Source organism: Halobacillus sp. ABA4_118 (assembly GCF_056160205.1).
The window spans coordinates 2,704,078-2,728,006 of record NZ_JBSWWS010000001.1 but is presented as its reverse complement, the minus strand read 5'-3'; the positions used below and the strand labels follow the sequence as shown (position 1 = coordinate 2,728,006).

Below are 23,929 nucleotides of genomic sequence, written 5' to 3'. Positions count from 1 at the left end.
TTCATCATTTTAATAGGGAGTAAGATTTGAATTCTGCTACCTGGGGCTGGTGGCCTCGTGTAAAGGCGGTCAGCCCGGTTCTTGCTGATTCTTTTATTCCATAAGGGCGGAGCAGATCGATAAGAGCATCAACCTTGTCGGATTTACCAGTCACCTGAACCGTGACACTTTCCTTGCTCACATCAATGATCGACGCCCGGAATGGCTCAATAATGCTTTGGATTTCATTGCGGATCTGAGGGTTGCTGATGACCTTCACCATCGCCAGTTCTCTCGCTACGATGGCTTTATCCGTGATGTCCGATACTTTCAGGACATCGATTTGTTTGTTCAGCTGTTTCGTCAGCTGCTCCAGCTTCCTCTCATCCTCCACCTCGACGACGAAGGTCATTTTGGATACTCCTTCGGTTTCTGTGCGGCCGACAGATATGCTTTCAATATTGAACTGCCGCTTAGCGAGGAGGCCGGTGACCCGGTTCAGGACACCGCTCCGGTTATGAACCGTTGCTGTCACGATGCGTTTCATCGTTTCACCCCAATCATCTCGTGGATTCCTTTTCCAGGTGCAATCATTGGATAGACGTTCTCTTTCTGCAGAACCCGGCAGTCGATAAGGGCCGGCTGATCATTGTTCAGAACTTCCGGAAGTACATCCTCCAGCTGTCCCTGGGTTTCAATTTTATATCCAGGTACTTGGTAGCTCTCCGCCAGCTTCACAAAATCAGGCTGGACATCCATGATCGACTCGGAGTAGCGTCCACTGTAAAACTTCTCCTGCCACTGCCTTACCATTCCGAGCGCTTGATTGTTGACGATCAAAACTTTGACTGGAAGCCGCCGCTCCTGGAGAACAGACAGTTCCTGCAGCGTCATTTGGAAACCGCCATCGCCGACAACCGCCACACAGGTGGATTTCCGATCTGCCAGCTGAGCACCGATCGCCGCTGGAAAACCGTACCCCATCGTTCCAAGCCCCCCGGAAGTAACCCAGCGGTTCGGCTCGTCGAACTGGTAATACTGGGCCGCCCACATTTGATGCTGCCCGACATCTGTCGTTACAACCGCTTCCCCTTTGGTATATTCATAGACTTTCTGGAGCAGCCACTGGGGGACGATCTCTGCCTCCGGCTGGTCATGCCACAAAGGAAAATCCTGTTTGTTCTTTTCTGCTTTCATCATCCAGTCATGGTGATCCAGGTTCTGCACGGCTTTTTCATTCAGCGATGTAAGGGCCGCTTTCGCATCCGATACGATCGGGATATGGGTTTCCACGTTTTTACCGATTTCTGCAGGGTCGATATCGATATGCGCCACTTTGGCATGTGGTGCAAAATGTTTCAGATTACCTGTCAGTCTGTCATCAAAGCGTGAGCCGAAGTTGATGAGCAGATCGCATTCGTACAGGGCCATATTTGCTGCATAAGTTCCGTGCATCCCGGCCATGCCAAGGGAAAGACGGTCGCTGCCGGGATAACTTCCAAGACCCAGCAGAGTCGAGGTGACCGGAAGCTCGTAATTTCTTACAAATGTCCTGAGCTCTTCAGAAGCCTTGGCGTGGATAACGCCGGATCCGGCCAGAACGACCGGCTTTTCAGCTGCAAGAAGGGCTTCATGCAGCTTATTGATCTGCATCGGATTCGGTTTCGTCGTCGGCTGATATCCCGGAAGATGAAACTCCTTGTTGATGTCTTTTTCAAAGACGGTTGAACTGATGTCTTTCGGAATATCCACGACGACAGGACCCGGTCGTCCAGTCGTGGCAATGTGGAAGGCCTCATTCACAATTCTCGGAAGATCTTCAATATTCTGAACTTGGTAGTTATGCTTCGTGATTGGTGTAGTGATTCCCATGATGTCCGATTCCTGGAAGGCATCTGTACCAATGACCCCTTTCGCCACCTGTCCGGTGAAGATGACGAGTGGGATCGAATCCATCATGGCATCGGCAATACCGGTCACAAGGTTCGTTGCCCCTGGTCCTGATGTGCCGATAACAACTCCAGCACGGCCGGAAACACGGGCGTAGCCTTCAGCTGCATGGATGGCCCCTTGTTCATGCCTTGGAAGCACGTGATCAAAGCTGCCTTCCGCCCGGTAAATGGCATCGTAAATCGGCAGCACAGCTCCTCCTGGATAACCGAACAACGTATCAACACTCTGGCCAATCAATGCCTCTACAAGTAAATCGGCCCCTGTTTTCACTGCGGTCTTTTGTTCCGCACTTGCCTGTGCTTTCATTTTTTTCATCCCTCCTGCAGTAGTTGTGAAGAATAAAGCGGATTTTCCGCTGTTCCACCTGCTCTTTGTCGAATAAAAAAGAGACCTTCTCCTCCTCAAGTTCATGCACCACCAGAATGATGCAGGAACGTGAGGGGTGAAAAGGTCTCTCTTTACTTCCACGGTACCACCCTCGTTCATGAAGCTCTCAAAAGCTTCACCTCATGGAGTCGTCATAACTCCTTTTGGTAACAGGTGCAGTGATACACCTGGTCCGGCCTACTAAGTATACCGTTCAGCGGGGACACTCAAGGATGATGTCAGAATAAGATGTATTTCCGGGCTTCCAGCAACCCCGGCTCTCTGTGAATACAAGGCCTTATCCCTTTTTCCTATCATTGTTTTAGGTTGATTCAGTTGTCAAAATGCGCTGCATCAGCTTACGTGCGCCTGATTCTTGCCGTATACCTTGTAACCATCTGTTGTTGTTACCTGTCTGAACTCGGACAAGAGATGGTTGGTCACAACACCCGGTTTCCCATTTCCTACCTGCCTCTGATCAACTTCGACGACGGCGATGACTTCTGCAGCGGTTCCAGTGAGGAACACCTCATCCGCAACATACACGTCGTGGCGTGTAAAAGGCTGCTCCTTCACCGTATATCCCTTCGCTTCTGCGAGATCCATGATGGCATTTCTTGTAATTCCTTCGAGAGCACCAAGGTAGGTTGGTGGTGTAAAGATGGTCCCGTTCTTAACAATAAAAATGTTATCGGCGGAGCCTTCCGTTACATACCCCTGATCATTCAGCATGAGCGCTTCATCCACGCCCGCCTGATTCGCTTCCATTTTTACAAGAATGTTATTTAAGTAGTTTAAAGACTTCACCTGCGGTGGAAGGACATCCGGCCGGTTTCTTCTGCTTGATACGGAAGCAAGCCGGACTCCCCGCTCGTAAAGTTCTTTTGGAAATAAAGCGAGTGCTTCAGCAATGACAACCAGACGCGGATTTGCACAGCTGGATGGGTCAAGACCAAGATTGCCTGATCCTCTTGAAACGACAACCCGGATATAAGCCGTTTCCAGCTGGTTGCGGCGGACCGTCTCTGCGATAATTTCCTCAAGCTCCTCCTTTTCATATGGAATTTGGAGCATGATCGATTTCGCTGAATCATAAAGGCGGTTTAAATGCTCATCGAGCTTGAAAATGTTGCCTTCATAAACGCGAATGCCTTCGAACACCCCATCTCCATATAAGAAACCATGATCATAGACAGAAACGACGGCCTCTTCTTTCTTCACGTACTCGCCGCTCATATAAATCCATTGGCTGCTCATCCTCAGCACTCCTTTCTTTTATTATTTAATGTTTGAAATAGTTAAAGAATGATAAAGAAAATGTGGACCCTCTAAGAAGGTGAATATTCCACTTATACAGGGTCCAAGTTCAGGGCTTCCACATGAACCAACCGGACGATTGGGTGTAATCGATGTGGTTGATTGAGGACTACTCTAAACGGATTTTCACAGAAGGTCAACAGGTTTTCGTTAAATTTTCTGAACACTCCAATTATTCAATGAATTCGTAAAGCGCTTACACCGTTGAGATGATTGACTTCGCCCGATTAGAAAGACTTTCTTTTTTTCTTTTTTATCTCCATGGCGGGCCTGAAGAGAGAAAAAAGAAAAGAAACCGCATGTTTATTTCATGTGACCCGGGGTATGAAATCCCGGTATGAATAAACATCTGTATAGAAAGGAATTCCCTTATGTCATGGTCAAAAATGAGCGGCACAGCAATGCTCGCTTCCATCCGTATTGTACTCTACTACTTGAAATTCCCGCTCCCCTTTTTTCCCGTATTTCTGACGATGGATTTCAGTGACATTCCAGCCCTTATTGGTGCGCTGGTCTTCGGTTCAGGGGCGGGGATCATCATACAGCTGTTGAAAAACGCTGCCGACTACCTCCTTCATGGAAGTTACGCCGGACTTCCCGTCGGACAGCTCGCCAATTTCCTTTCCGGATCGCTGATTGTCGGATTGATGGGGGCCTTTTTCAAAAAAAGAAGAAGGTCGACCCGTTCAGCCTGATGGTATCGGTCCTTCTTTTCCTATGTTGGATGTATGTCCTTCATTATTATTTCATTCTGCCTGTGGTGATGAGCCTTATCGGCGTGAGTGAGTCTGTTTATGTAGAGGGGTTTACCGCCTTCAATCCGTTTGCCCGTGACTTTCGCACGGCTGTCGATTTTGTCGTTCTCCCTTTTAACTTCATAAAAATCTGCACGGTCTATGCCTTAGGTCTTCCGCTTGCGCTGAGGCTTTTACGGCTGGTGAACAGACGGCTGCCTGACCTTTAACCCGGCCGCCCCCGGGCATCCGCCCTGCCCTCCTGCCCCTTTTCTACATAGTTTGTGATATAGCTGAAAAAAAGGTGGTGAAAAGCATGGGCTGTGGTTATGGTGGCTACGGTTACGGCGGTGGCGGATATGGCAGCACGTTCGTTCTAATCGTCGTATTGTTCATCCTGTTGATTATCGTAGGTGCATCGTTTTATTATTAATCGATGATGGAGAACGGACGTCTGTTCTCCACTCTACAAAAAAGAACCAGAGGTATTCACCACCTTCTGGTTCGTTCATCACTGACTGACAGTGGATATTTGTTTTTTTAATATAGAAAAGGTTATAATGGCATCGAGGCATGAAACGAACTCTACCTGTATATGTCTCCCCTGAAACCGGAGCTCCCCGCTCCGGTTTTTCTATTTCAATATAACTTAAAACCAAAACGCAACGACAGACCCTGCAGGTCCCTCAGCTTTTCCTACGCACGCTCTTCTCTTTGATACTCCAGATTGATGTAGATCTGCTGCAGTTCAGGCAGCGTCATCTCCACCGTTTTCTTTCCAAGCAGGTCTTCGGTGTAGCCGAGATTTCTCAGGTGGTCAATTAAAGCATACCTGTCCTCGAATGATTTTTCGGGCGGATAAGCCGACATCAGCATCCAATCAACTCCTGTACAAAGATTATATCATTACTTCTCTTTGTCTACCCGGTTTTCCTGCTTACTAACAATACTTATTTTACCAGCTTCCCTGCGTCAGTCGACACCGAAGAAGGCTTCTGCCTTTGCAAGATATGGTTCTTCCTCCGGCCTCATCTCATACTCTTCAACGATCGCATCCACCGGGCACACCGACACGCAGGCTCCGCAGTCGATGCAGATATCGGGATTGATATAGTACTGGTCCTCCCCCTGTTCAATACAGTCGACCGGGCAGACACTGACACACTCTCCTGCCTGTTCGCCTTCACAGGGCTGTGTAATGACAAATGCCATATGTATCTCTCCTTCTTTTCATATAGTCCCAGTTTCTCGAAGAAACAGGCAGGTTGTCAACTCGGCAGACCGATTTATAATAGATAGGAGGACGTACACGCATTCAGGGAGGGATTTTACTGATGGTAAAAAAATGGGCCGTCATCTACGAAACCGTTTTACTCACACTTGCACTACTATCCGTCATGTATTTATGGTCGGACCATCCGGCTGCCATCTTTCTGGACCGGTTTGTCTGGCTGCTGTTTTTCGTCGACGTTACCATCCGGATCCTGCGTTCAAAGGATAAACTGCATTACATAAAAAAGCATCCGCTTGAAGTCATTGCCGCCATTCCTTTAGAGAGCATTTTTCAGCTTGCCCGTGCGGCAAGGCTGTTCCGTCTTTTGCGAATGCTGCTCATTGTCCGGCGGCACTTCCCCCACCTGCTTAAAATCCTAAGGACAAACGGACTGGACCGTGTCCTCCTGTTCTCATCCGTCATGCTGTTTGCCTCTTCCGTCATTATCCGGCATGCGGAGGAAAATATTGACTCTTATGCCGACGGTTTGTGGTGGTCGATTGTGACAGTCACAACCGTCGGCTACGGAGACATCGCCCCTTCCACACTTTCCGGCAGGCTCGTCGCCATTTTCCTGATGGTCATAGGGATCGGTTTGATCGGGATGCTTACCGGTTCCATTACCACCTATTTCGTCAAGAAACCGAAGGATGGACACCACACGATCCGCTATATCCAATCGGAACTCGACCGTTATGATGAACTATCCAACAAGGAACGCGACCGCCTCGTATTTCTTCTTACAGAAATGAACGAGGAGCATGCAGAAGAAAAAATCAAGCATAAAGAAAACGGACGGAGGCGTCACTAACGTCTCCCTCCGTTTTCTTTATGTACGAATCCCGGCCGTCCACATTCAGGTCTTCCCGTCCATTGAAGGAGCGTCTAAAGAAAAGTAGAATAAAACCAGAGGATGACCGGGGAAGGAGAACATCTTATGCTCGATAAACATTCATGGATCAAACCTCTCATGCTCGTTGTCACTTTTCTTTTCCTTGCTGGATGCCAGGCGGTAGAAACGACGTCCGGCGAGCTTGAAACGGCCGTCGTCACCCGCGTTGTCGACGGGGACACGCTGCATATAGAGTGGAACGGCAAAGAAGAAACGGTGCGCCTGCTGCTGGTGGACACACCTGAGACCGTCCATCCCGGCAAACCTGTGCAGCCCTATGGAAAAGAAGCGAGTCAATTCGCGAAGGAAACATTGTCGGGAAAAGAAGTTCAGCTGGAGTTTGACGGCCCCGAGCGTGACAAGTACGACCGGCTGCTTGCCTACATATGGGTCGAGGATACCTCTTTTAATCAACTTCTGCTGGAAAAAGGCCTTGCCCGTTATGCCTATGTCTATGACCCTCCTTATACGCATGCCGGGAAGTTGAAGGATGCGGAGCAGGAAGCCTCCGACCATAAAAAGGGGATTTGGAGTCTCCCGGGATACGTGACAGAGGACGGATTTGCAGAAGGTTTTGAAGACGGACAGAATGAAAGCAGCTCTTCCAGCCACAAAGCCCCGCCCGAAGGGGACGACAAGGACTGCTCGGACTTTCATACACAAGAAGAAGCCCAGACCTTTTATGAAGACGCCGGCGGACCTGAACAGGATCCCCATCGTCTGGATGGGTCCGACAAGGATGGACGGGTCTGTGAAAGCCTGTCCTAAAAAATCCGGTCTCACCACGGAGACCGGATTTTTTTAATGAACAGCTGATGTACGTGCTGTCTCCTTTTCCATACAACGATCGTGAAGGACCTGACAGACTTCTATCCTGTGACTCTCAGGAACATCAATCGTCCAGACATGCGGCTGAATTTCTACAACAAAACCATCTTGAAGACATGGAAGATTCCTCATAAGCGAGCGTGCTTTCTGCTTGTCTTCCTCGGATCTGAAAATGACATGCACGAGGGCCCTCCCGTCATAATATTCAGGAACTATCCCCTCCGGTCTTCCACCGAATTGGTTGAGCCAGGATTTTGTATCATATACATCTTCATCACGTACAAGAATTCTGTATAGACGGTTTTTTATTTTTTGAACCGCTTTCCAAGGACGCAAATCTTTCTTCCATTCTCTCTGCAATTCCCTCACATCTATCCCACTATGGATAGAGAAGTGGGATAGTCCTGTTTCATAAGTCACTCCTATCACAGGAAAAGAATGGGGACTCAAGGTCCTTGGAAGAATGGTCGTCCCTTCCTGCTCCGTAAAGCTTGAACGGACAACCAAAGGGATCTGCCAGGCTTCCGCTGCAGCCGCAGCTCTCGGGTGGACAACGGATGCGCCGAGCTCTGCAAGGGCAGACAAGCTTTCGTAATCCAACTGTTCATATTTCTGCGCTCCTGTGATTGTTCCTGGATCTGCGGTATAAACGCCGTCCACATCCGTGAAAATTTCACAGCGGTCCGCTTTCAGGACACCAGCCAGCACCGCTGCTGTCGTATCCGATCCTCCACGCCCGAGGGTTGCCACTTCATGGCCTCCGGGACAGCCTTGAAAACCGCTGACAATGACCACCTTTCCTTCCCTGAGTCTATGCCTTATGGGTTCAGGGTCGACGTCTTTCACAAGGGCTTCACCGTAGCTGGAATCCGTTTTAATTCCGGCCTGTGCTCCAGTCAGCGCTTCGGCCTCCACTCCCCCGGCCTTCAGTGCCATCGCCATTAATGCACACGACACCTGCTCCCCTGTAGAAAGGAGAAGATCCATTTCTCTTGCTGCAGGACGGGAGGAAACTTGTCCGGCAAGAGCGGTCAAGTTGTCTGTCGTTCTGCCCATAGCAGAAACAACGACAACGACTTGACGGCCTCTTTTCACTTCCTTGATAATCCGATCTGCCGCATCAGTCATCCGCTTCGTTGTCTGCAGGGATGTGCCTCCATATTTTTGTACGACAAGTTCCACCATGATCCCTCTTTCCGTCAGGTTATCTGTTCCATTTCATTCTTGAAGGCTGCCAGGGCGTTCGTTACCTGACCGAATTCCGATGCATGAGGACGGTCTTCACCATCTTCATATCCGTAATCAACCATACGGTTTCGATTCAGGCACAGCTTGGTCATCGTCGGCTTGAAGAAATCAAACAATGCAAACCGATCCTCCAGCTGCGGAAACCTCCGTTGATAATCCTGGATCGCCTCTGCCAGAAGGCCCCAGAACACATCCTCTGTCAACAGCTCATGCGTTTCCAGCACATCGCTTAAGTAGCGGAGGTGACAGATAAACAATCCTGTAAAAATAAATTGCGTCAATCCTTCGGGCGGTTCACTGCGGAGCACTTCCTTCATTTCCTCAGAGAGGTCCTTCAATTCTTCGAACGGCTGATCCGTCACATTGACATCATCGACAAAATCCTTGACCGCCAGGCGGTGAGGCTTGTAGTCTTTCAGGACAAGAATGGTATTCTGCCCGTGCGGACTGAAAACCGTCCCGTATTGATATAGGAAGTGAAGCAGTGGATCCATGATCACTTTATAAAATTGACGCATCCATGCTTCCGGATCCATGCCTGACGCTTCAATCAGCGCCTGCACGTAAGGGGTGCCTTGATAGTCTTTATGAAGCAGCGCTGCAAGTGTAATGGGCTGCTCCCCCTCTTCCACATATGTATAAATACTTTCACGCCAGATTGTCCCGAGCATTTCCAGGTATTGATACGGGGCGTTTTTCACAGACGCGAAGTGGGGCTGGTCTACATTGATACTGGCGTTCTCTCCAGGAAGAATCACCCGGCACTCCCGCTTAAGAAAATCATCCTTCTCATACATCCCCTTGATAAGGGCCGTCACCTTCGGGGCAATCCGTGTCCGTTCGGCAGGAAGACCACGGTAGACCAGTGTGTTCAAAATACTCATTGGAAGCTTCACGTGGTGCTTATCCTTTTCGCTTCGGTTGACGAACGTACGGATGGACTGCTGTGGAAGGTATTTGTCCTGACCATCACCGAGCGGGATCATGGTCTTTTGTGCCAGCTCGCCTGGGAAATGCAGGACAATGGTGTTTTTCCACTGCCATTCATGGACAGGGAGGAAATAATAATCGTCTGGATTCTTCCCTTCTTCTTTCACAACGGCGGCAAACCGCTCTCTTTCTTCCTGGCTCAATTCTTTTTCCAGCAGATCTTTGTAGGAAAGTCCATCCACAGCCTGGAATTCAGCGAGACTGTGATGCACAGCAATCCAGGATAGAAGGATTTCTTCCTGATGTTCCGGCGCATACCTCAAGTAGTCATCATAGCCAAAGCCAATCCGGCCTTTATTGTAAGTGATCCACGGGTGGCCTTCCATATATCCTTCCAGTTCCGCATAATCGAGATCGATCAGATCACGGGATGTCCGGTCCGTCTTTCTTTTCAAGTAAACGTCCGCCATTAATGTCGCCTGTAGTTCCTTGATCAAATGCCCGGTCGTTTCCGGCTTCATGCCAATCGCATCTTTAAGATCAATCAGAAGCTGAACTGCATCGTCCGGTTCTTCTACTTCTTGGCCGTGTCTGACGGTTATGGATGCGTCCTTCACGTCCCAGCTGTCAAACAGACGGCTGACGGCTTCAAACGTATACACTTTTCCGCCCAAAGCGTGGAGATCAAATTTCTTCGTCTTTCCATTCTCCGCAATCAATTCCGGACGGATCATATCTTCATACATATATTCGGCCAGCATCTTGGCCATCAGCTTCCGATTGACCGCTTTCCAGTCCGCTTCGTTGAAACTATTGGAAACTTCCGCTTGTTTATACATGTTCATCCCTCATTTCTTCATGCTTGAATGTTCCGGCTTCCTGACTGCTCCAAACGTCTGGAACACATTTTCGACCTGTACCGGATACACGTCCCGGCCGGCAATTCTGTTGATAATGACTGCATTCCGATGCGCGCCAAGACCAAGATCAGGAGCCCCCACCCCGTGGGAGTGAAGTTCACCATTCTGAACAAAAACACTCCCCTGTGTCTTAAGCGTCGTTTTCAATTCATAGGTTTTCTCAATCTGAAAACGCCCCCGTTCATCCCATAAGACCTTGTCTTGAATCGACTGGAGAAAAGTAGGTACCGCCGGCTGATAACCCGTGCCTAACACGACCACATCAGCTTCTGCCTCTACCGTGTCTTCCTTAACCCTATGAACACCACTCAGTGTCCACCGTCCGTTTTCCCAATGGATGGATGTTAGTTCTGTCATCGCCTGAAGGTGGATGTCCGGGGACGCTCCTCCAATCGTCCGTTCATATAAATGATCATAAATATCCGCAATGGTTTCAGCACTGATTCCTTTATACAACAGCCCTTGATCCTTCAGAAGCGCATCCTTCTTTTCCTGCGGCAGTTCGTAGAAAAAATCGATATAATCGGGGGAGAAGTATTCAAGACCGAGCTTGGAGTATTCCATAGGAAAGAAGCCGTTCGATCTTGTATACCACTGAAGACGCCCCCCGGTTTCCTGCTGGCTGCGGGCAAGATCGAGGAAGACTTCCGCAGAGCTCTGACCGGATCCAAGGACAGCGATCGACTGATCCGGACGGATATTCTTCTCTAAATACTCGGACGTGTGAAAAACCGTATCTCCGAGAGTTTCCTGAAAAGCAGGCGGGATGTATGGCTGTGTACCAATTCCGATCACCACATTCTCTGCGTAGTACACCTCCTCCGCCCCCGTCTGCTCTTGAAGGACGCCTACTTCATATACAGCGCCGGATTCCTTTTCTACTACGTCCACACGGGTAACGGTTCGGCCGAAGCGGCAGGACGTGAGGCATCCACTTACCCAGCGGCAGTAGGCGTTGTATTCTTTCCGGGGGATATGGAATTTCTCCAAAAAATAAAAATGGTAGAGCCGCTGATGCTCCTGCAGGTAATGAAGGAAGCTGTACTCACTCCGGACATCCGCCATGCTGACAAGATCGGCAAAGAAAGGGACCTGAAGGGTCGTGCCTTCAATCAGCATGTTCGGATGCCAGTTGAATTCCTCTTCCTTTTCGAAAAAGAGGGCAGAGACGTCCTCAACAGGGTCAAGCAGCGCCGCCATCCCTAAATTGAACGGGCCAAGACCCACTCCGATCACATCATATACGTAGGAAGGCTTCATCTTTCCATCTCCTTTCGAACTCTTCCCGCTCACAAAACATCAAGAGGGCTTCTTTATCAGGGAGCGTAATCGGTGCCACCGGCCTGAATCCACACGCCTTAAAAACATGAATCATCTTTTCATTGCGGATGTCCGGCTCAGCCACGACCTTTGTTGTATTCTGGAGCCTGAATTGAAACTGCACCATGGCTTTTAATAACGGCAGGGCGTACCCCCGGCCAAGAAAATCCTTTTCGCCGATCAGAAGGTGGATGCCCTGATCATAGGGAGAGGGATTATAACAGCCCTCCACCACGTCTCCCTTCACCCAGTAAGCTTCCCAGTAACTCATAGGAGTACCGTTTATACATCCGATATAAAGCGTTTGGTGAGGATCATTCCCTGCCTTCTGAAAATGGGTGTAAAATTCCGGCCAAGGGAGGTTCAGCTGCCAGAATGGATGCACATGCTCCTCGTTCATCCATGTATGAATGAGCGGGCCGTCCTCTTCCTGCACCTGTCTGAATGCCAGCGAACGCGCGATGGCAGGATCATAGATTTCATAATCAAACCTCATGATGCGCGCCCACCTTTGCAGCCAATGGGTTATGCACGTTCGTATACACAGACTGGGATTCCATCGGACCAACAAGCTCGTCCATATCATACAAACGTGTTAACAGGTTGGCCTTACATGGAAGCTGGTCTTCTTCCAGCAGGGTTCGAACAACGTTCATCGGCAGCCATGCGGCCAAACGGCTTTGCAGCAGATCCATCAGCTTTTCCTCCTCTACAAGACCGTTCACCCCGAATCCGTTAATGAGTCCATATAAATGATTAAAGAAAAAGTAATAGCGGAGCCGCTCTTCAGCCACCTCATCGTCACAAATGGTGTCACTTTCCTCATTCAGGGATGGAAGCAGGTTGGACAGTTTTGCACCATAAGAACGACTGAAGTAATACCCCTGATTGTCCCTGTAATAGAACTGAGAAGGATACCCCTCCTTCAGACGTACAAGGGAATTCTGCTGGTGGGCTTCGAGTGCAATCCCGTAATTGGACAGCAGCCACAGCACCGGATCAAGGCTCATGGATAAATAACGGTCAAACCAATCCATACTGACTTCTTCCAGTGTCCGCTTTTCCTTTTCTGCGAGACCGTGAATGATCGACGCCAGCCTTGCTTTTTCACCATAGGCATGATCTTGAACGAGAGCAGCAGCCGCTGTCACCTGAGCCTCATCGTCGTAAAACGGATTTTCCCTGAGGACTACTTCAAAACCGGAAACCTCTGAGCCTGTCACCACGTTCACAGAGGCAGGGTCTTTAATAATGTGAAAATCCGGGTACTTCTCCCTCATCCGGCTTCCAAGCTCTGTATCCAGCAGTCTCGATACTTCCACGCCACGCGCCAGTTCCTTCGGTTGATTGACACGGAGGGAGTTTGTAATTTTCACAGGTACCGAGAACTTATACATAAACCGGGAGGATTCATTGTACAGCGTCCGGAAGGAAGAAGTAGCCGTGAACGGTTCACCTGCCGGCCCGAGGTCTGTTAACTGCCCTTTATTCAGCAGTTCCTGAACCTCTTTTTCTTGGAGAACCTTAGCAGCCTGCAGCGGATGAAGCGGAATCAGGTACCGCCCTTTCCCCCATTCTTCTGTCATTCTTTCTGCCTGCTCCCCTTTGAGGGCATCTATTTTGATCCACTCGACAGCCGGTTTGGAAAGACTGGAATCCTGGGTGACGATGGATGGGTCTGCGCTGAAATAGTGAAGCCGGAAGCGGCCTTTCAATTCCGGGGTATAAAGGTCATCCTCTCCATCTGTCAACCCCTGCTTACTTTTTGGAGTGGGGTGCAGAAGATGACCAAAAAGGAGCGACTGTTCGGCTTCTATAAATGTAAAGAACTCATCAGAAAGCTGTTCCCGATCCCCCTCACGCTTTTTGATATAGCCTTTAATTTTTTTGCAGCTGAGCAGAACCCTCAGCACCAGTTCGTCCTCAGACCATTCCCGGCCGTTGCCGATGAGCCATTCCTTGACAATCAGTGTCGTCATCGTCACGTAATCCAGTGTTTGGTAATCTCCGGTTCGGCCTGTTTTGTAAAAAGCCGGAAATCGGAAAAGGTGTCGGCCTGTCAAGGACCAGTAGTCCACGTTTACGTATAGGTGAATGTCCTGTCTGCCAAGAGACAGACGAAGCACGGTCTGCCCCTCTTCCCGGAATGGATGATCTTCTGTATCGATTCGTTCATATTCCTGTGTTTCTCTTAAATAACAATTGAGAAAACTCTGCATCGAAGCCTGCTCTGCTTTTTCTTCAGCTCTTATCAAGGTGGATCCCTCCTGTCATCTGCTGTGCTGCTGTTTGTTCGACACGATCAAGGACGTCCTTCACATCATCGATCGACGTTCTCGGATTTAAAATTGTAAGCTTAAGATGGGTTTCTCCATGGACCTTCGTTTTCGCCACCACCGCTCTTCCGTCCTGAAATAACGCCTGCTGCAGTTTCCGGTTCAAGCGATCCACATCCCCATCACCATCATCCGGGCTGTACTGAAAGACGACGGCCGACAACTGTGGTTCTGGATTTGCCGGATAAAAAGCGGACCGCCTTGTCATTTCCTGCGCCGCCAGCCGGGCTGTTTCAATCGTCTGGTCGATCATACTGCCGATCAAATCTGTGCCGAGCGTTTTCAACGTCAGAAAAATTTTCAATGCATCAAAGCGCCGGGTCGTCTGGACACTCTTGTTGACGAGGTTCAGAACGCCTTCCTGTTCATCCTGTTCCGGGTTCAAATAATCGGCATGATGGGAAATCCATTTGAAATGATTGGAATCCTTCAGTAGAAACACACCGCTGCTTATTGGCTGGTATAACCATTTATGAAAATCGAGGGTCATGGAATCCGCCTGCTCCAGACCGGCCAGTTTATGACGGTGACTGCTGAGAAGGAGCCCTCCTCCATAAGCGGCATCAACGTGAAACCAGATGTCATTTTCCCTGCAGATGTCTGCCAGCTCCTCCAATGGGTCAAGGCTTCCAAAATCTGTTGTTCCGGAAGTAGCAAAAACGGCAAAAGGAAGCAGTTCCTGTTCATACATTTCCATTATGATCTGCCGTAGAGCAGAACCGTTCATCCGGTGCTCTCCGTCGACTGGTACGGAAACGACAGCGTTCTCTCCAAGACCAAGCTGTGCCGCAGACTTTTTCACGGAAAAGTGAGCTTCCTCTGAACAAAGGACCCTCAGCTTCTTAAAGCCTTCCGGCAGCCCCTGTTTTTGAACGTTATGGTTCCACTGTTTCCTGCAAAAAGCATCACGCGCCAGCAGCAGTCCCATGTAATTGGATTGAGTTCCTCCACTGGTAAAAACGCCATCCGCCTGATTGCCGTAGCCTGCCCTGGATGTCCAATACCGGATCATGGCCTCCTCTACATAAGTAGCGGCAGGGCTCTGGTCCCACGAATCCATCGATTGATTCAAAGCTCCGATCAGCAGCTCACCGGCAATTCCCGTAAGGAGCGGGGGACAGTGCAGGTGCGCCATACTTTTTTCATGGGACACATGCAGGCTGTCGCGGATGACAGGCTGAACTGCTTCCTTCAGCACATCCTGGAAAGGGCGTGCTTCTTCTGTTATATCCATGACGGCCTCGATCTGCCTGCGGATTTCCTCCGGTTGTGCGCCGGAGAAGGGATGATCCGCCTGTTTGAATGTTTCCGTAAATGTTTGCATGACCGTCTCCACCTGACTTTGAAATGCCTGGAGACTCTCTTCCTCCTGGTGAAGGAAAAAGGATTCAAAAAGATCAGTCTGTTTCCTCGATTCAGCCCTCATGGACATATCCTTTCACTGCTGCCTCAACAGCTTTACGGAAGATATCCGTAACTTCCTCCACCTGTTCTTTCGTAATAATCAGCGGCGGCAGAAAACGGACGACAGCGCCGTGACGACCTCCTACCTCTAAAATGAGTCCTCGATCAAAACATTCCTTTTGAATACGGCTGGCAAGCCTGCCATCTCCCGGGAAGCTGCCCCGCTTAGATTCCTTACCTGCTGGGTCTACGATTTCAGCTCCGATCATCAACCCGCGGCCTCGGACATCCCCCAGCTGAGGGTATTCCTTTTGGATATCATTTAAAGCCTGCATCAAAATCCTTCCCATCTGCTCGGCATGATCTGGAATCCGATGATCTTTCACATATTTCAAAGTTGCGGTCCCTGCCGCCATCGCCATTTGGTTGCCCCGGAAGGTTCCAATGTGCGCGCCCGGTTCCCAAGCATCCAAATCACGGTCATAGATGAGAACGGAAAGAGGAAGGCTCCCTCCAATCGCTTTGGACAGGACGAAAGCATCCGGAACAATCCCTGCATGTTCAAACGAGAACAGTTTTCCCGTTCGGCCGATGCCTGTTTGAACTTCATCGATAATCAGCGGAATTCCCCGTTCCTTCGTAATCCTCCTCATCTCCTGGATCCATTCAACCGGGGCCGGGATCGATCCTCCTTCCCCCTGAACTGTTTCAAAAATCATTGCAGCTGGAGGAAGGATTCCACTTTCCGGGTCATCCAGGAGCTGTTCGATATAGGCAGCACTCAGCTCAGCTCCCTCTTCGCCACCTCTGCCGAATGGACAGCGGTAATCATAGGGGTAAGGAAGGAAATGGGTATCAGGAACAAGTCCCTGCACCCGCTGCTTCGGAGCGAGATTGCCGCTGATGGACATCGTTCCATGTGTGGAGCCATGGTATCCTCCCTGGAAGGTTAAAATACTCTGCCTTCCTGTCGCGGTCTTAGCAAGCTTGAGCGCTGCTTCAACCGCGTCTCCTCCTGTCGGACCACAGAACTGCACTTTCGCCCTTTCACGGAATGATTCCGGCAGACTCATAAACAGCTCATCGACAAAGCTTTCTTTAACTTCGGTGGTAATGTCCAATGTATGTAAAGGCAGGCGGTCATGAAGGACTTTCTCCATCGCCGCAGTCACCACAGGGTGATTGTGACCGAGAGCAAGCGTTCCCGCGCCGGCCAGACAATCGATGTATCTCCGTCCTTCCACATCTGTGATATGAATGCCTTCCGCTTCCTTGATCGCCAGTGGAATGCGTCGCGGATAGGACCGGGCGTTCGATTCTCTCTTCTCCTGTTGTTCCAACAGCTGATGATTTGAAACTTCTGTATGTACACTCATGTTTCCAACTCCTTTAACGTCGTGTTGTTGATCCAATGCCATCTTAGTTGATAATGATTTTCATTGTCAACACTAATTGATAACCATTATCATTATCAATTAGTCCTATATTTCTTTCATAAAGACTGCCATAAAAGGGTTTTCCATACTTTCCTAAAATGACGATTTTTCTGATAATTAGCTGAAAAGACCCCCTGTTGCAAAGAGGCCTATAGTCTGTTCTATCTGCCAATATTTTCAACAATCATGCCGAAAGTGGTATAGACATCTATATGAATGTCTTTTATGATGAAAGAGACAATGGAAAATTAAGGAGGTATGCAATGAAAAAGAAAGCGCTATCATTTATGCTTGCAAGTGTCCTTGGTGCTTCATTATGTTCCGGGGCTGTCGGTGCTGCCCCGGAAGCGAGTATAGAAAATCCGCCAAAAGCCAACCCGTATCAGCAGGGAAAATCTTCGTCCAATAACCACTCATGGGACCGCCAATTTCCGTCGCTTCCCGTATTACATCCAGGATCGATTCGAGGTGCAGGAATGAGAACAGAACCACTAAAGCATATGGATAACGTTTTGCAGACCGCTGTCGACAATGATGTCATGCCCGGAGCCGTAGCCTTCGTTGCCAGACGCGGACACATCGTCAAAGAAAGCTCTTACGGGTATGCGGTCCGCTATGTAGATGCAGACCGGACAGAAACAAACCACCCCATCACCATGACCAAAGACACTATTTTTGACCTGGCTTCCATCAGCAAAATCTTCACGACAACAGCAGCAATGAAGCTTTACGAGCAGGGTGAATTCAAACTGGATGACCCTGTGGCCAAACACATCCCTGAATTCGCAGCCAATGGAAAAGAAGAGGTCACCATCGAACAGCTCATGACCCATACCTCTGGATTTAAGCCATGGATCCCCCTCTATCAAGTAGAAGGTGATCGTAACGACCGCCTCCAGCATGTTTTTCAATACCCGTTGGAAAATACTCCGGGCTCTACATACACCTACAGTGACCTCAACATGATTACCCTCGGCGCGCTCGTGGAGCGGCTGTCCGGCATGAAACTGGATGCCTATGTCCAACAGGAAATTACAGCCCCGCTTGGAATGAGTGACACCATGTACAATCCACCGGAACAGTTGAAGAACCGTATTGCTGCAACGGAATACCAGCCATGGACAAACCGGGGACTGGTATGGGGGGAGGTCCATGATGAAAGTGCCTGGTCTCTGGACGGCGTTGCCGGCCATGCCGGAGTCTTTTCAACCGCTTCCGATTTAGCAGTTTTTGCCCATATGTTTTTAAACGACGGCAAGTACGGGGGCACACGGATTCTTGAACCTGAAACCGTTGATCTGCTGACAGAGAACCGGATTCCACAGTTCCCCGGCGATGATCACGGACTTGGCTGGGAACTCCAGCAGGGATGGTTTATGGATGCCCTCTCTTCTCCATCCAGCTATGGCCACACCGGATATACAGGAACATCCATCGTTGTAAATCCAGAAAACGAGACGATTGCGATTCTATTAACCAACCGGGTCCATCCGACCAGGGAGACGGTTTCCACCTCTCCTACCCGCCGGATCTTCGCCCGCACCGTTGCCGATGCTATCCCGGTAACAGCACCAAAATCGAAGAAGGAGACGTGGTTCGCCGGCTATGGTGACCAGTTATCCCGTTCCATGACCGCTGAAGTCAACCTCTATAAAGACCGGACCCTTTCGTTCTCCACATGGCACCAAATCGAGAGCGGTTTCGATTTCGGAAAAATAGAAACCTCCACAGACGGCAGCAGCTGGGAAGAAGTGTTGTCCCTTACAGGCCGAAGCCAGGCATGGGAGGAAAAATCTCTTACCATTCCGGCAGAAACGAAATATGTCCGGTTCACCTACGAAACGGATACCTCCGTCAACAACCGCGGATGGTATATCCATGGGGCTGAAATGAATGGAACTCCCCTCTCCTTTTCCAGCGAAGAATGGGAAAAGAGGAAATACTAACAACCATCCGCTGTCACCCACGGGGTTTTATTCAAAATAAAGACGGATGACATGGTGTCATCCGTCTCAGCTTGTAGAGAGCCCTTTTGTTTTTCCAGTATCTGCAGGAGTTCCGCACCTTCACTTTCTGCGGACGAACATCCAAGACTCCTCGGGACAAACTCTACGCGGCTTCGTCCGACCGTTTTCGGAGGAGAAAAATGAACGACGCTTGTTCCGGAACCAAAAAAAGACTCCCTTCCACCCAGACACTCTGGGAACTAATTTTAAAATTCACTTGGTTAGGTCACGAGGAGTGTTCGGTGGTGACGCCTGCGGGAACGGCACGAGCCGATAAGCGGAACGTGGCCGTAAATGTTTCATTCGGTAAGCGCAGCAGATACCATATATTCTCTTTCTCTACAGCCTGAAAAAGACGGATGACTGAGGTCATCCGTCTTTTTCAAGCTCATTTTTTAAAACCACTGCCCGATTTTTCAGCATCCTTGTCATATACTTCTCCAAAAACAGCCGGTCAGCGAGCCGTCCCAGGATACCAAGGGGCGATTGATAAACAAACGTATCCACCATCAGCGTCCCTTCACCTTTTTCAATGAAATCATGGGTATGGGTGAAGGAATGGAAAACACCTTTATCCATCACATCGACAAACCGATGGGGCGTCTGCATGGAAACAATCCGTGCCGTCAAACGCTGCCGGACGCCGAAGTGAATGGCTTCCCAGGTGACGGTGTCCCCTTCCTTCATCAACCCTGCGGTTACACCTCCGACCGCTTTTTCTTTTGTCTGCGTCATGCTCTTCGTATGCAGATCAACGCTCCGTGCCGCGTCAAACACCTGCGAAACCGGAGCCTTTATGAATTGGTAGTGAATGATTTCAGGCATACATCCTCCCTTAGTTGTCATCGGACGTAAAAAATCCCGTAATGGTTAAGGCTGTGCCTCCAAGGGCTGGAACCAGATGAACGAGGAATACAGTAAACGCCGTCGAGAGTCCATGCTCCGACGGACGCGCTTCAGCGAACAGTGGAGCAAGAGGAAACACAAGCAGGAATAAAAGAGCAATTCCTGCCCCTATCCACCTGCGCTTTTTACCTTTTCTCACTGTTTTTTCGAAACTGATCCATATGACCGCTGCATAAACACAGAGTAAAAGAAAAAGCAGACGACCTCCTCCTTTCATACGGATCGTTCTTTACAGCTTCCCGATAGTCAACGCCCTACCCGGGTTCAGACATGACAGCTTCTCTCCCTTTCGTCTGCCCTTTGTCACCCTGATGATATGCACACTCCGGAAGCTGTTCACTTGTAATCCTGTACCCGTCCCGGCCCGTGACAAATCCAGGAATGCCGGGTTATCTCTACAAACTGAAAGTGTACATAAGCCGTACAGCTCTCCCCCTATGCTTCAAAGGTTTCACCTTTTCTGAAATGACGCTCAATACATGTATGCAGATCCTACTGAGGTACGCCTGTCATCCATTCCAGTATCATCGTTTCTTAAAAACCTGTCACGTTTAAGCTCGAAACCTTAGTTTTTAATAAGAAGTGAACTATATACTTTCATTTCCTCCAGATAAAAAAAGCCCGGTTCATGAACCGGGCTCTCCTTCGTTTATTCTTCTGTTACCTTCACAATCGTACGTCCACGTGTTTTTCCTTCAAGGATATCAGAAAGCGTCTGTGGCAGCTGATCGAATGTGATCTCATTTTTCATTTCATCAAGGCCCTCCGGCTTCAGATCATCAGCGATCCGGTTCCAGATGGTTTTTCGTGTTTCAATCGGGCAGTACACAGAATCGATACCCAGAAGATTGACACTGCGCAGAATGAACGGGAATACAGTCGTCGGAACGCTTGTACCCGCTGTCAAACCACTCACCGCAACAGCACCACCGTATTTTGTTTCACTTAAGATGGTCGCAAGCGTCTTACCACCGACAGGATCGACGGCCCCGGCCCAGCGCTGTTTGCTCAATGCCCGTACTTTTTCCGGGGAAAGCTCTTCGCGTGGAATGATATCCTCTGCACCGAGGTGCTTCAAATAATCATGCTCGGAGGCTTTTCCTGTGCTTGCGGTCACATGATACCCACGTTTTTTCAGCATAGCGACAGCCATACTGCCCACACCGCCGGTCGCTCCAGATACAAGAATGGAACCATCTTCCGGTTTCACACCTGCTTCTTCAAGCTTATGAACGGACAAGGTTGCTGTAAATCCAGCCGTACCGAAGACCATGGCTTCTGACAGGCTTAGATTTTCCGGAAGCGGAATGATCCAGTCCCCAGGAACACGCGCATATTCACTGTATCCACCATAATGAGATACTCCAAGTTCATAGCTGGTTACGATGACTTTCTGTCCTTCCTCATAGCGGGAATCAGCAGATGATACGACCGTCCCGGCCAAGTCGATTCCGGGAACAAACGGATAAGACTGGACGATCTTCCCGTTCGGAGTACTTGCCAGCCCGTCCTTATAGTTGACGCTTGAGTAATGCACCTGAATGGTGACGTCCCCTTCAGGCAGGTCATTCAATGTCAGTGACTGAATGTCCGCTGTAAAATCATCTTCTGTTTTATTCACTACAAAAGCCTTAAATGCTTCGCTCATGTGTAACCTCTCCTTTCACCTTTTCATGTGATCCAACTCTATCGTAAGGCATTTTATACTGACTGGTCAAATTATTCTATCCGGTCAGAAAAAATATTTTCATGTCCTGCCTTCTTCTTGTATAATAGATGGTTAGTATAGGAGGTAAGCTTATGGCTAAGAAAGCAGAGCAGCGACGACAACAGATTTTGAAGGCCGCTTTTGAAGCAGTGGCTGCCAAAGGCTATGATTCTGTTACGCTACAGGATATCGCGGATTATGCGGAAGTGAGTAAAGGCGTGACCAATTATTACTTTAAAAATAAAGTGGATGTCTTCTCCCACTTGTTGGAGTGGATTACAACACGCATCTATGAAAAAGAAGCCGCTTCTATTGAACGAAAAGAAACAGCATTGGAAAAACTCGAAGCTTATATAGATCAGGTGTTTGTCAGTCCTGAAGAAAATAAAACGTTTTACAGCGTCTACCTCGATTATCTGTCTCAAATGAAGCACCAGGAACGCTACAGGCAGATCAACCAGCAATTTTATGAAAACTGCTGGTCCATCGGACGTGAAATCATTACGCAGGGACTGGAAGAAGACGTCTTTCACGTCGAGGATGTCGAACAGTCCGCCATCAGTATCCGCAGTATGATTGACGGAACCCTTATCCAATGGCTGATGAGTCAGGATGATGCCAAGCACGCGAGTTATAAGTTCCATTGTCATCAGTCCGTCCTCCGCCTACTGAAGGCGTCCTCATAGAAAAACCTCTCAGGAAGCTGTCCTGAGAGGTTTTTCCATTTTATAATTCCTTCGTACCTTTGACGCCATTGATCGAATAGCTTGCCGTCAATTCCGCACTGATGGAGTGGGAAACTGAGCAGTATTTATCTTTGGACAATTGAATCGCGCGGACGACTTTTTCCTCAGGAAGGTCGCCTTTCAAATCATAATGGATGTGCATGCTCGTAAATTTACGTGGGTGTTCATCGGCTCTGTCACCACTGACATCCATATGGAAATCTTCAATTGGAAGACGCATTTTCTTTAAGATGGAAATGATATCAATACCCGTGCAGCCAGCGACTGCGTTCATTAATAATTCGGTCGGTCTGGCACCGCCGTTCTTCCCGCCGGAGTCCTCTCCAGCATCCATGTCGACCGTGTGGCCGGAGGGAGTATCTCCTGAGAACGCCATATCTCCATTCCATTGAACTTTAAATTCCATCAGCTTCATCTCCTTAAATAAGAAGGGGTTTGTTTTATCATGCACTTTCTGATTCCCCTTATACAACCCGGGGTTTATTCAGAAACACCTTCTACTCTACCACAGCTTTTCTAAAAACGTGTGTCTCCTGCTCAGCCCTTTCTTTATAAAGAGACTCTGTTATTGCTTGGTGTTGTTATGTAACATGTGAGCTCAGATCACCCCTTTCTGTCATGGGATTTGTAGGAGGCGGCCTTGGGAATGACTCCCTTTCCGTGGGGTACCGTGAGCCTCCTCAGGCTGCGCCTTCCGGGGTCTCACGATGTACCTTCATCCCACAGGAGTCCCGCCATTCCAAGGCCGCCTCTTCAAAGAAGGGGAGTTAGAAAGGACATAACCGAAGTCCGTTACACCACTACGAAAGGGATGGCAGGGAAAACAGGTAGACTCCTGCGGGAAAAAGGAACAAGGGGAGACCCCGGAGAACGAAGTTCGAGGAGGCTCATCGTTCCCCGCGGAAAGCGGACGGTTTTCCCTGCCATCCCATGCTCTGAGTAAATAACGGACCGGACCCCTAATTCCAGACGGAGACGATTTAGTAATCGTTTAAAATATCAACAACAGACTTTAACAGAGCTTATATAGAAGAAAACCGTCCTGACATCACAATCATTCAAACCCTTCCAGAGCCATCATTGGGGCCTCTGATTCCTTTATGGTCATAACAAAAGAAGCGCCGGTTGTTTCTCTGTCCAGAAAAAAAGGTATGGACAGGTATAGGTGAAAGGAGAGTGGAAGACGTGGAAAAGAAAAACAGACTCGTCCGCGATCATACCCCTCAGGAACTGAAGGGTTCAGGAAAAACGATTCGAACGAGGCAGCTGGCCGATCAAGAATATAAGGAAACATTGAAAAAGAAGCTGCTCGAAGTCGTCGATGACTATGCCCACGCAAAAGAAAACCGTAAATCCCTCACGAAACTTGCAGACATGATGGAGGTCATTCATGAATTAACCTATTCACATGGAGCGACCATCGAAGAAATCGAACATATCCGTCAGCACCGCCGCACGGAAAAAGGCGGATTTAAAAACCGCACCCTCCTGATCGACGTAGACGAATAAACACGAGCGGTCCTTTTCTTCCAACCCTGCAATCCAGACGTTCGGTTAACAGAAGAGAATAAACCGATGCTCATGAATGTCCGCAGAAAAGCTGTGGCGTGTACACCTGAAGAAGCCG

The 23,929-nt window shown here is 49.1% G+C and carries 24 protein-coding genes; 8 read left to right on the top strand and 16 right to left on the bottom strand.

All coding sequences use genetic code 11. The annotated features are described in order from the left end of the window. Positions 1 to 4 precede the first annotated feature (4 nt). The 3 genes from ilvN to ilvE all read right to left on the bottom strand — a co-directional run bounded on the left by ilvN (position 5) and on the right by ilvE (position 3,555). On the bottom strand, positions 5 to 526 hold the full coding sequence (gene ilvN / locus ACXAGL_RS13720; RefSeq protein ID WP_027953607.1) for an acetolactate synthase small subunit: 522 nt from the start codon (positions 524 to 526) through the stop codon (positions 5 to 7). Continuing rightward, positions 523 to 2,238 (bottom strand): biosynthetic-type acetolactate synthase large subunit, encoded by a 1,716-nt coding sequence (gene ilvB / locus ACXAGL_RS13715; RefSeq protein ID WP_474967927.1) that lies wholly within the window; start codon positions 2,236 to 2,238, stop codon positions 523 to 525. The genes ilvN and ilvB overlap by 4 nt, the downstream gene beginning before the upstream one ends. A 414-nt stretch (positions 2,239 to 2,652) precedes the next feature. Beyond that, positions 2,653 to 3,555, bottom strand: coding sequence for a branched-chain-amino-acid transaminase (gene ilvE, locus ACXAGL_RS13710; RefSeq protein ID WP_474967926.1), 903 nt, complete (start codon positions 3,553 to 3,555; stop codon positions 2,653 to 2,655). A gap of 431 nt (positions 3,556 to 3,986) precedes the next feature. Here ilvE and ACXAGL_RS13705 point away from each other — a divergent pair, with 431 nt between their 5' ends. The 3 genes from ACXAGL_RS13705 (at position 3,987) to ACXAGL_RS13695 (ending at position 4,782) form a co-directional block, all read left to right on the top strand. Beyond that, positions 3,987 to 4,310 (top strand): ECF transporter S component, encoded by a 324-nt coding sequence (locus ACXAGL_RS13705; protein ID WP_474991382.1) that lies wholly within the window; start codon positions 3,987 to 3,989, stop codon positions 4,308 to 4,310. An 83-nt stretch (positions 4,311 to 4,393) separates the two neighbouring features. Next, positions 4,394 to 4,579: a hypothetical protein gene (locus tag ACXAGL_RS13700; protein WP_474991381.1), complete on the top strand. Its 186-nt coding sequence runs from the start codon at positions 4,394 to 4,396 to the stop codon at positions 4,577 to 4,579. Positions 4,580 to 4,665: 86 nt separating this feature from the next. Continuing rightward, positions 4,666 to 4,782 (top strand): YjcZ family sporulation protein, encoded by a 117-nt coding sequence (locus ACXAGL_RS13695; protein WP_160834986.1) that lies wholly within the window; start codon positions 4,666 to 4,668, stop codon positions 4,780 to 4,782. A gap of 263 nt (positions 4,783 to 5,045) precedes the next feature. Here ACXAGL_RS13695 and ACXAGL_RS13690 read toward each other — a convergent pair whose 3' ends face one another. After that, positions 5,046 to 5,225 (bottom strand): hypothetical protein, encoded by a 180-nt coding sequence (locus ACXAGL_RS13690; RefSeq protein ID WP_027953604.1) that lies wholly within the window; start codon positions 5,223 to 5,225, stop codon positions 5,046 to 5,048. A 96-nt stretch (positions 5,226 to 5,321) separates the two neighbouring features. Next, the gene (locus tag ACXAGL_RS13685) at positions 5,322 to 5,561 is read right to left on the bottom strand and encodes an indolepyruvate ferredoxin oxidoreductase subunit alpha (RefSeq protein ID WP_474967924.1); all 240 of its coding nucleotides are present in this window, start codon (positions 5,559 to 5,561) and stop codon (positions 5,322 to 5,324) included. 122 nt (positions 5,562 to 5,683) lie between these two features. Here ACXAGL_RS13685 and ACXAGL_RS13680 point away from each other — a divergent pair, with 122 nt between their 5' ends. Together ACXAGL_RS13680 and ACXAGL_RS13675 are read left to right on the top strand one after the other, a co-directional pair. Continuing rightward, entirely contained in the window at positions 5,684 to 6,433 is a 750-nt protein-coding gene (locus ACXAGL_RS13680) for a potassium channel family protein (protein ID WP_474967923.1), read from the top strand. A gap of 126 nt (positions 6,434 to 6,559) precedes the next feature. Continuing rightward, positions 6,560 to 7,282, top strand: a complete 723-nt coding sequence (locus ACXAGL_RS13675) for a thermonuclease family protein (protein ID WP_474967922.1) — start codon at positions 6,560 to 6,562, stop codon at positions 7,280 to 7,282. Between the two features lie 33 nt (positions 7,283 to 7,315). On the opposite strand, the gene ACXAGL_RS13670 is transcribed toward ACXAGL_RS13675, so the two are convergent. The 7 genes from ACXAGL_RS13670 to ACXAGL_RS13640 all read right to left on the bottom strand — a co-directional run bounded on the left by ACXAGL_RS13670 (position 7,316) and on the right by ACXAGL_RS13640 (position 16,918). Further along, a complete protein-coding gene (locus ACXAGL_RS13670; protein ID WP_474991380.1) occupies positions 7,316 to 8,524 on the bottom strand; it encodes an aspartate kinase in 1,209 nt (402 codons plus the stop codon). 17 nt (positions 8,525 to 8,541) lie between these two features. Beyond that, on the bottom strand, positions 8,542 to 10,359 hold the full coding sequence (locus tag ACXAGL_RS13665) for an IucA/IucC family protein (RefSeq protein ID WP_474991379.1): 1,818 nt from the start codon (positions 10,357 to 10,359) through the stop codon (positions 8,542 to 8,544). Positions 10,360 to 10,368: 9 nt separating this feature from the next. Continuing rightward, positions 10,369 to 11,700, bottom strand: coding sequence for a lysine N(6)-hydroxylase/L-ornithine N(5)-oxygenase family protein (locus ACXAGL_RS13660; RefSeq protein ID WP_474967919.1), 1,332 nt, complete (start codon positions 11,698 to 11,700; stop codon positions 10,369 to 10,371). Next, positions 11,678 to 12,256: a GNAT family N-acetyltransferase gene (locus ACXAGL_RS13655; RefSeq protein ID WP_474991378.1), complete on the bottom strand. Its 579-nt coding sequence runs from the start codon at positions 12,254 to 12,256 to the stop codon at positions 11,678 to 11,680. The genes ACXAGL_RS13660 and ACXAGL_RS13655 overlap by 23 nt, the downstream gene beginning before the upstream one ends. After that, on the bottom strand, positions 12,246 to 14,015 hold the full coding sequence (locus tag ACXAGL_RS13650) for an IucA/IucC family protein (RefSeq protein WP_474991377.1): 1,770 nt from the start codon (positions 14,013 to 14,015) through the stop codon (positions 12,246 to 12,248). Before ACXAGL_RS13650 ends, ACXAGL_RS13655 begins: the two co-directional genes overlap by 11 nt. After that, positions 14,002 to 15,420 carry a pyridoxal phosphate-dependent decarboxylase family protein gene (locus ACXAGL_RS13645; RefSeq protein ID WP_474991376.1) on the bottom strand — a complete coding sequence of 473 codons (1,419 nt, stop codon included), beginning with the start codon at positions 15,418 to 15,420 and terminating at the stop codon, positions 14,002 to 14,004. The genes ACXAGL_RS13650 and ACXAGL_RS13645 overlap by 14 nt, the downstream gene beginning before the upstream one ends. Before the next feature lie 91 nt (positions 15,421 to 15,511). Continuing rightward, entirely contained in the window at positions 15,512 to 16,918 is a 1,407-nt protein-coding gene (locus ACXAGL_RS13640) for a diaminobutyrate--2-oxoglutarate transaminase (RefSeq protein WP_474991375.1), read from the bottom strand. Between the two features lie 281 nt (positions 16,919 to 17,199). Here ACXAGL_RS13640 and ACXAGL_RS13635 point away from each other — a divergent pair, with 281 nt between their 5' ends. Next, on the top strand, positions 17,200 to 18,882 hold the full coding sequence (locus tag ACXAGL_RS13635; protein WP_474991374.1) for a serine hydrolase domain-containing protein: 1,683 nt from the start codon (positions 17,200 to 17,202) through the stop codon (positions 18,880 to 18,882). Between the two features lie 429 nt (positions 18,883 to 19,311). Here the strand turns inward: ACXAGL_RS13635 and ACXAGL_RS13630 are convergent, their stop codons facing one another. The 3 genes from ACXAGL_RS13630 to ACXAGL_RS13620 form a co-directional block, all read right to left on the bottom strand. Further along, the gene (locus tag ACXAGL_RS13630) at positions 19,312 to 19,767 is read right to left on the bottom strand and encodes an SRPBCC family protein (protein WP_474967913.1); all 456 of its coding nucleotides are present in this window, start codon (positions 19,765 to 19,767) and stop codon (positions 19,312 to 19,314) included. 10 nt (positions 19,768 to 19,777) lie between these two features. Then, entirely contained in the window at positions 19,778 to 20,065 is a 288-nt protein-coding gene (locus tag ACXAGL_RS13625) for a hypothetical protein (RefSeq protein ID WP_474967912.1), read from the bottom strand. 432 nt (positions 20,066 to 20,497) lie between these two features. Further along, positions 20,498 to 21,496 carry an NADPH:quinone oxidoreductase family protein gene (locus ACXAGL_RS13620; protein WP_474991373.1) on the bottom strand — a complete coding sequence of 333 codons (999 nt, stop codon included), beginning with the start codon at positions 21,494 to 21,496 and terminating at the stop codon, positions 20,498 to 20,500. 152 nt (positions 21,497 to 21,648) lie between these two features. On the opposite strand from ACXAGL_RS13620, the gene ACXAGL_RS13615 reads away from it, so the two are divergent. After that, positions 21,649 to 22,242, top strand: a complete 594-nt coding sequence (locus tag ACXAGL_RS13615) for a TetR/AcrR family transcriptional regulator (protein WP_474991372.1) — start codon at positions 21,649 to 21,651, stop codon at positions 22,240 to 22,242. Positions 22,243 to 22,282: 40 nt separating this feature from the next. Here the strand turns inward: ACXAGL_RS13615 and ACXAGL_RS13610 are convergent, their stop codons facing one another. Then, on the bottom strand, positions 22,283 to 22,708 hold the full coding sequence (locus ACXAGL_RS13610) for an OsmC family protein (RefSeq protein WP_027953588.1): 426 nt from the start codon (positions 22,706 to 22,708) through the stop codon (positions 22,283 to 22,285). 779 nt (positions 22,709 to 23,487) lie between these two features. Between ACXAGL_RS13610 and ACXAGL_RS13605 the strand changes: the two genes are divergently transcribed. After that, positions 23,488 to 23,811, top strand: a complete 324-nt coding sequence (locus ACXAGL_RS13605) for a nucleoside triphosphate pyrophosphohydrolase (protein WP_474967909.1) — start codon at positions 23,488 to 23,490, stop codon at positions 23,809 to 23,811. Positions 23,812 to 23,929: the final 118 nt, after the last annotated feature.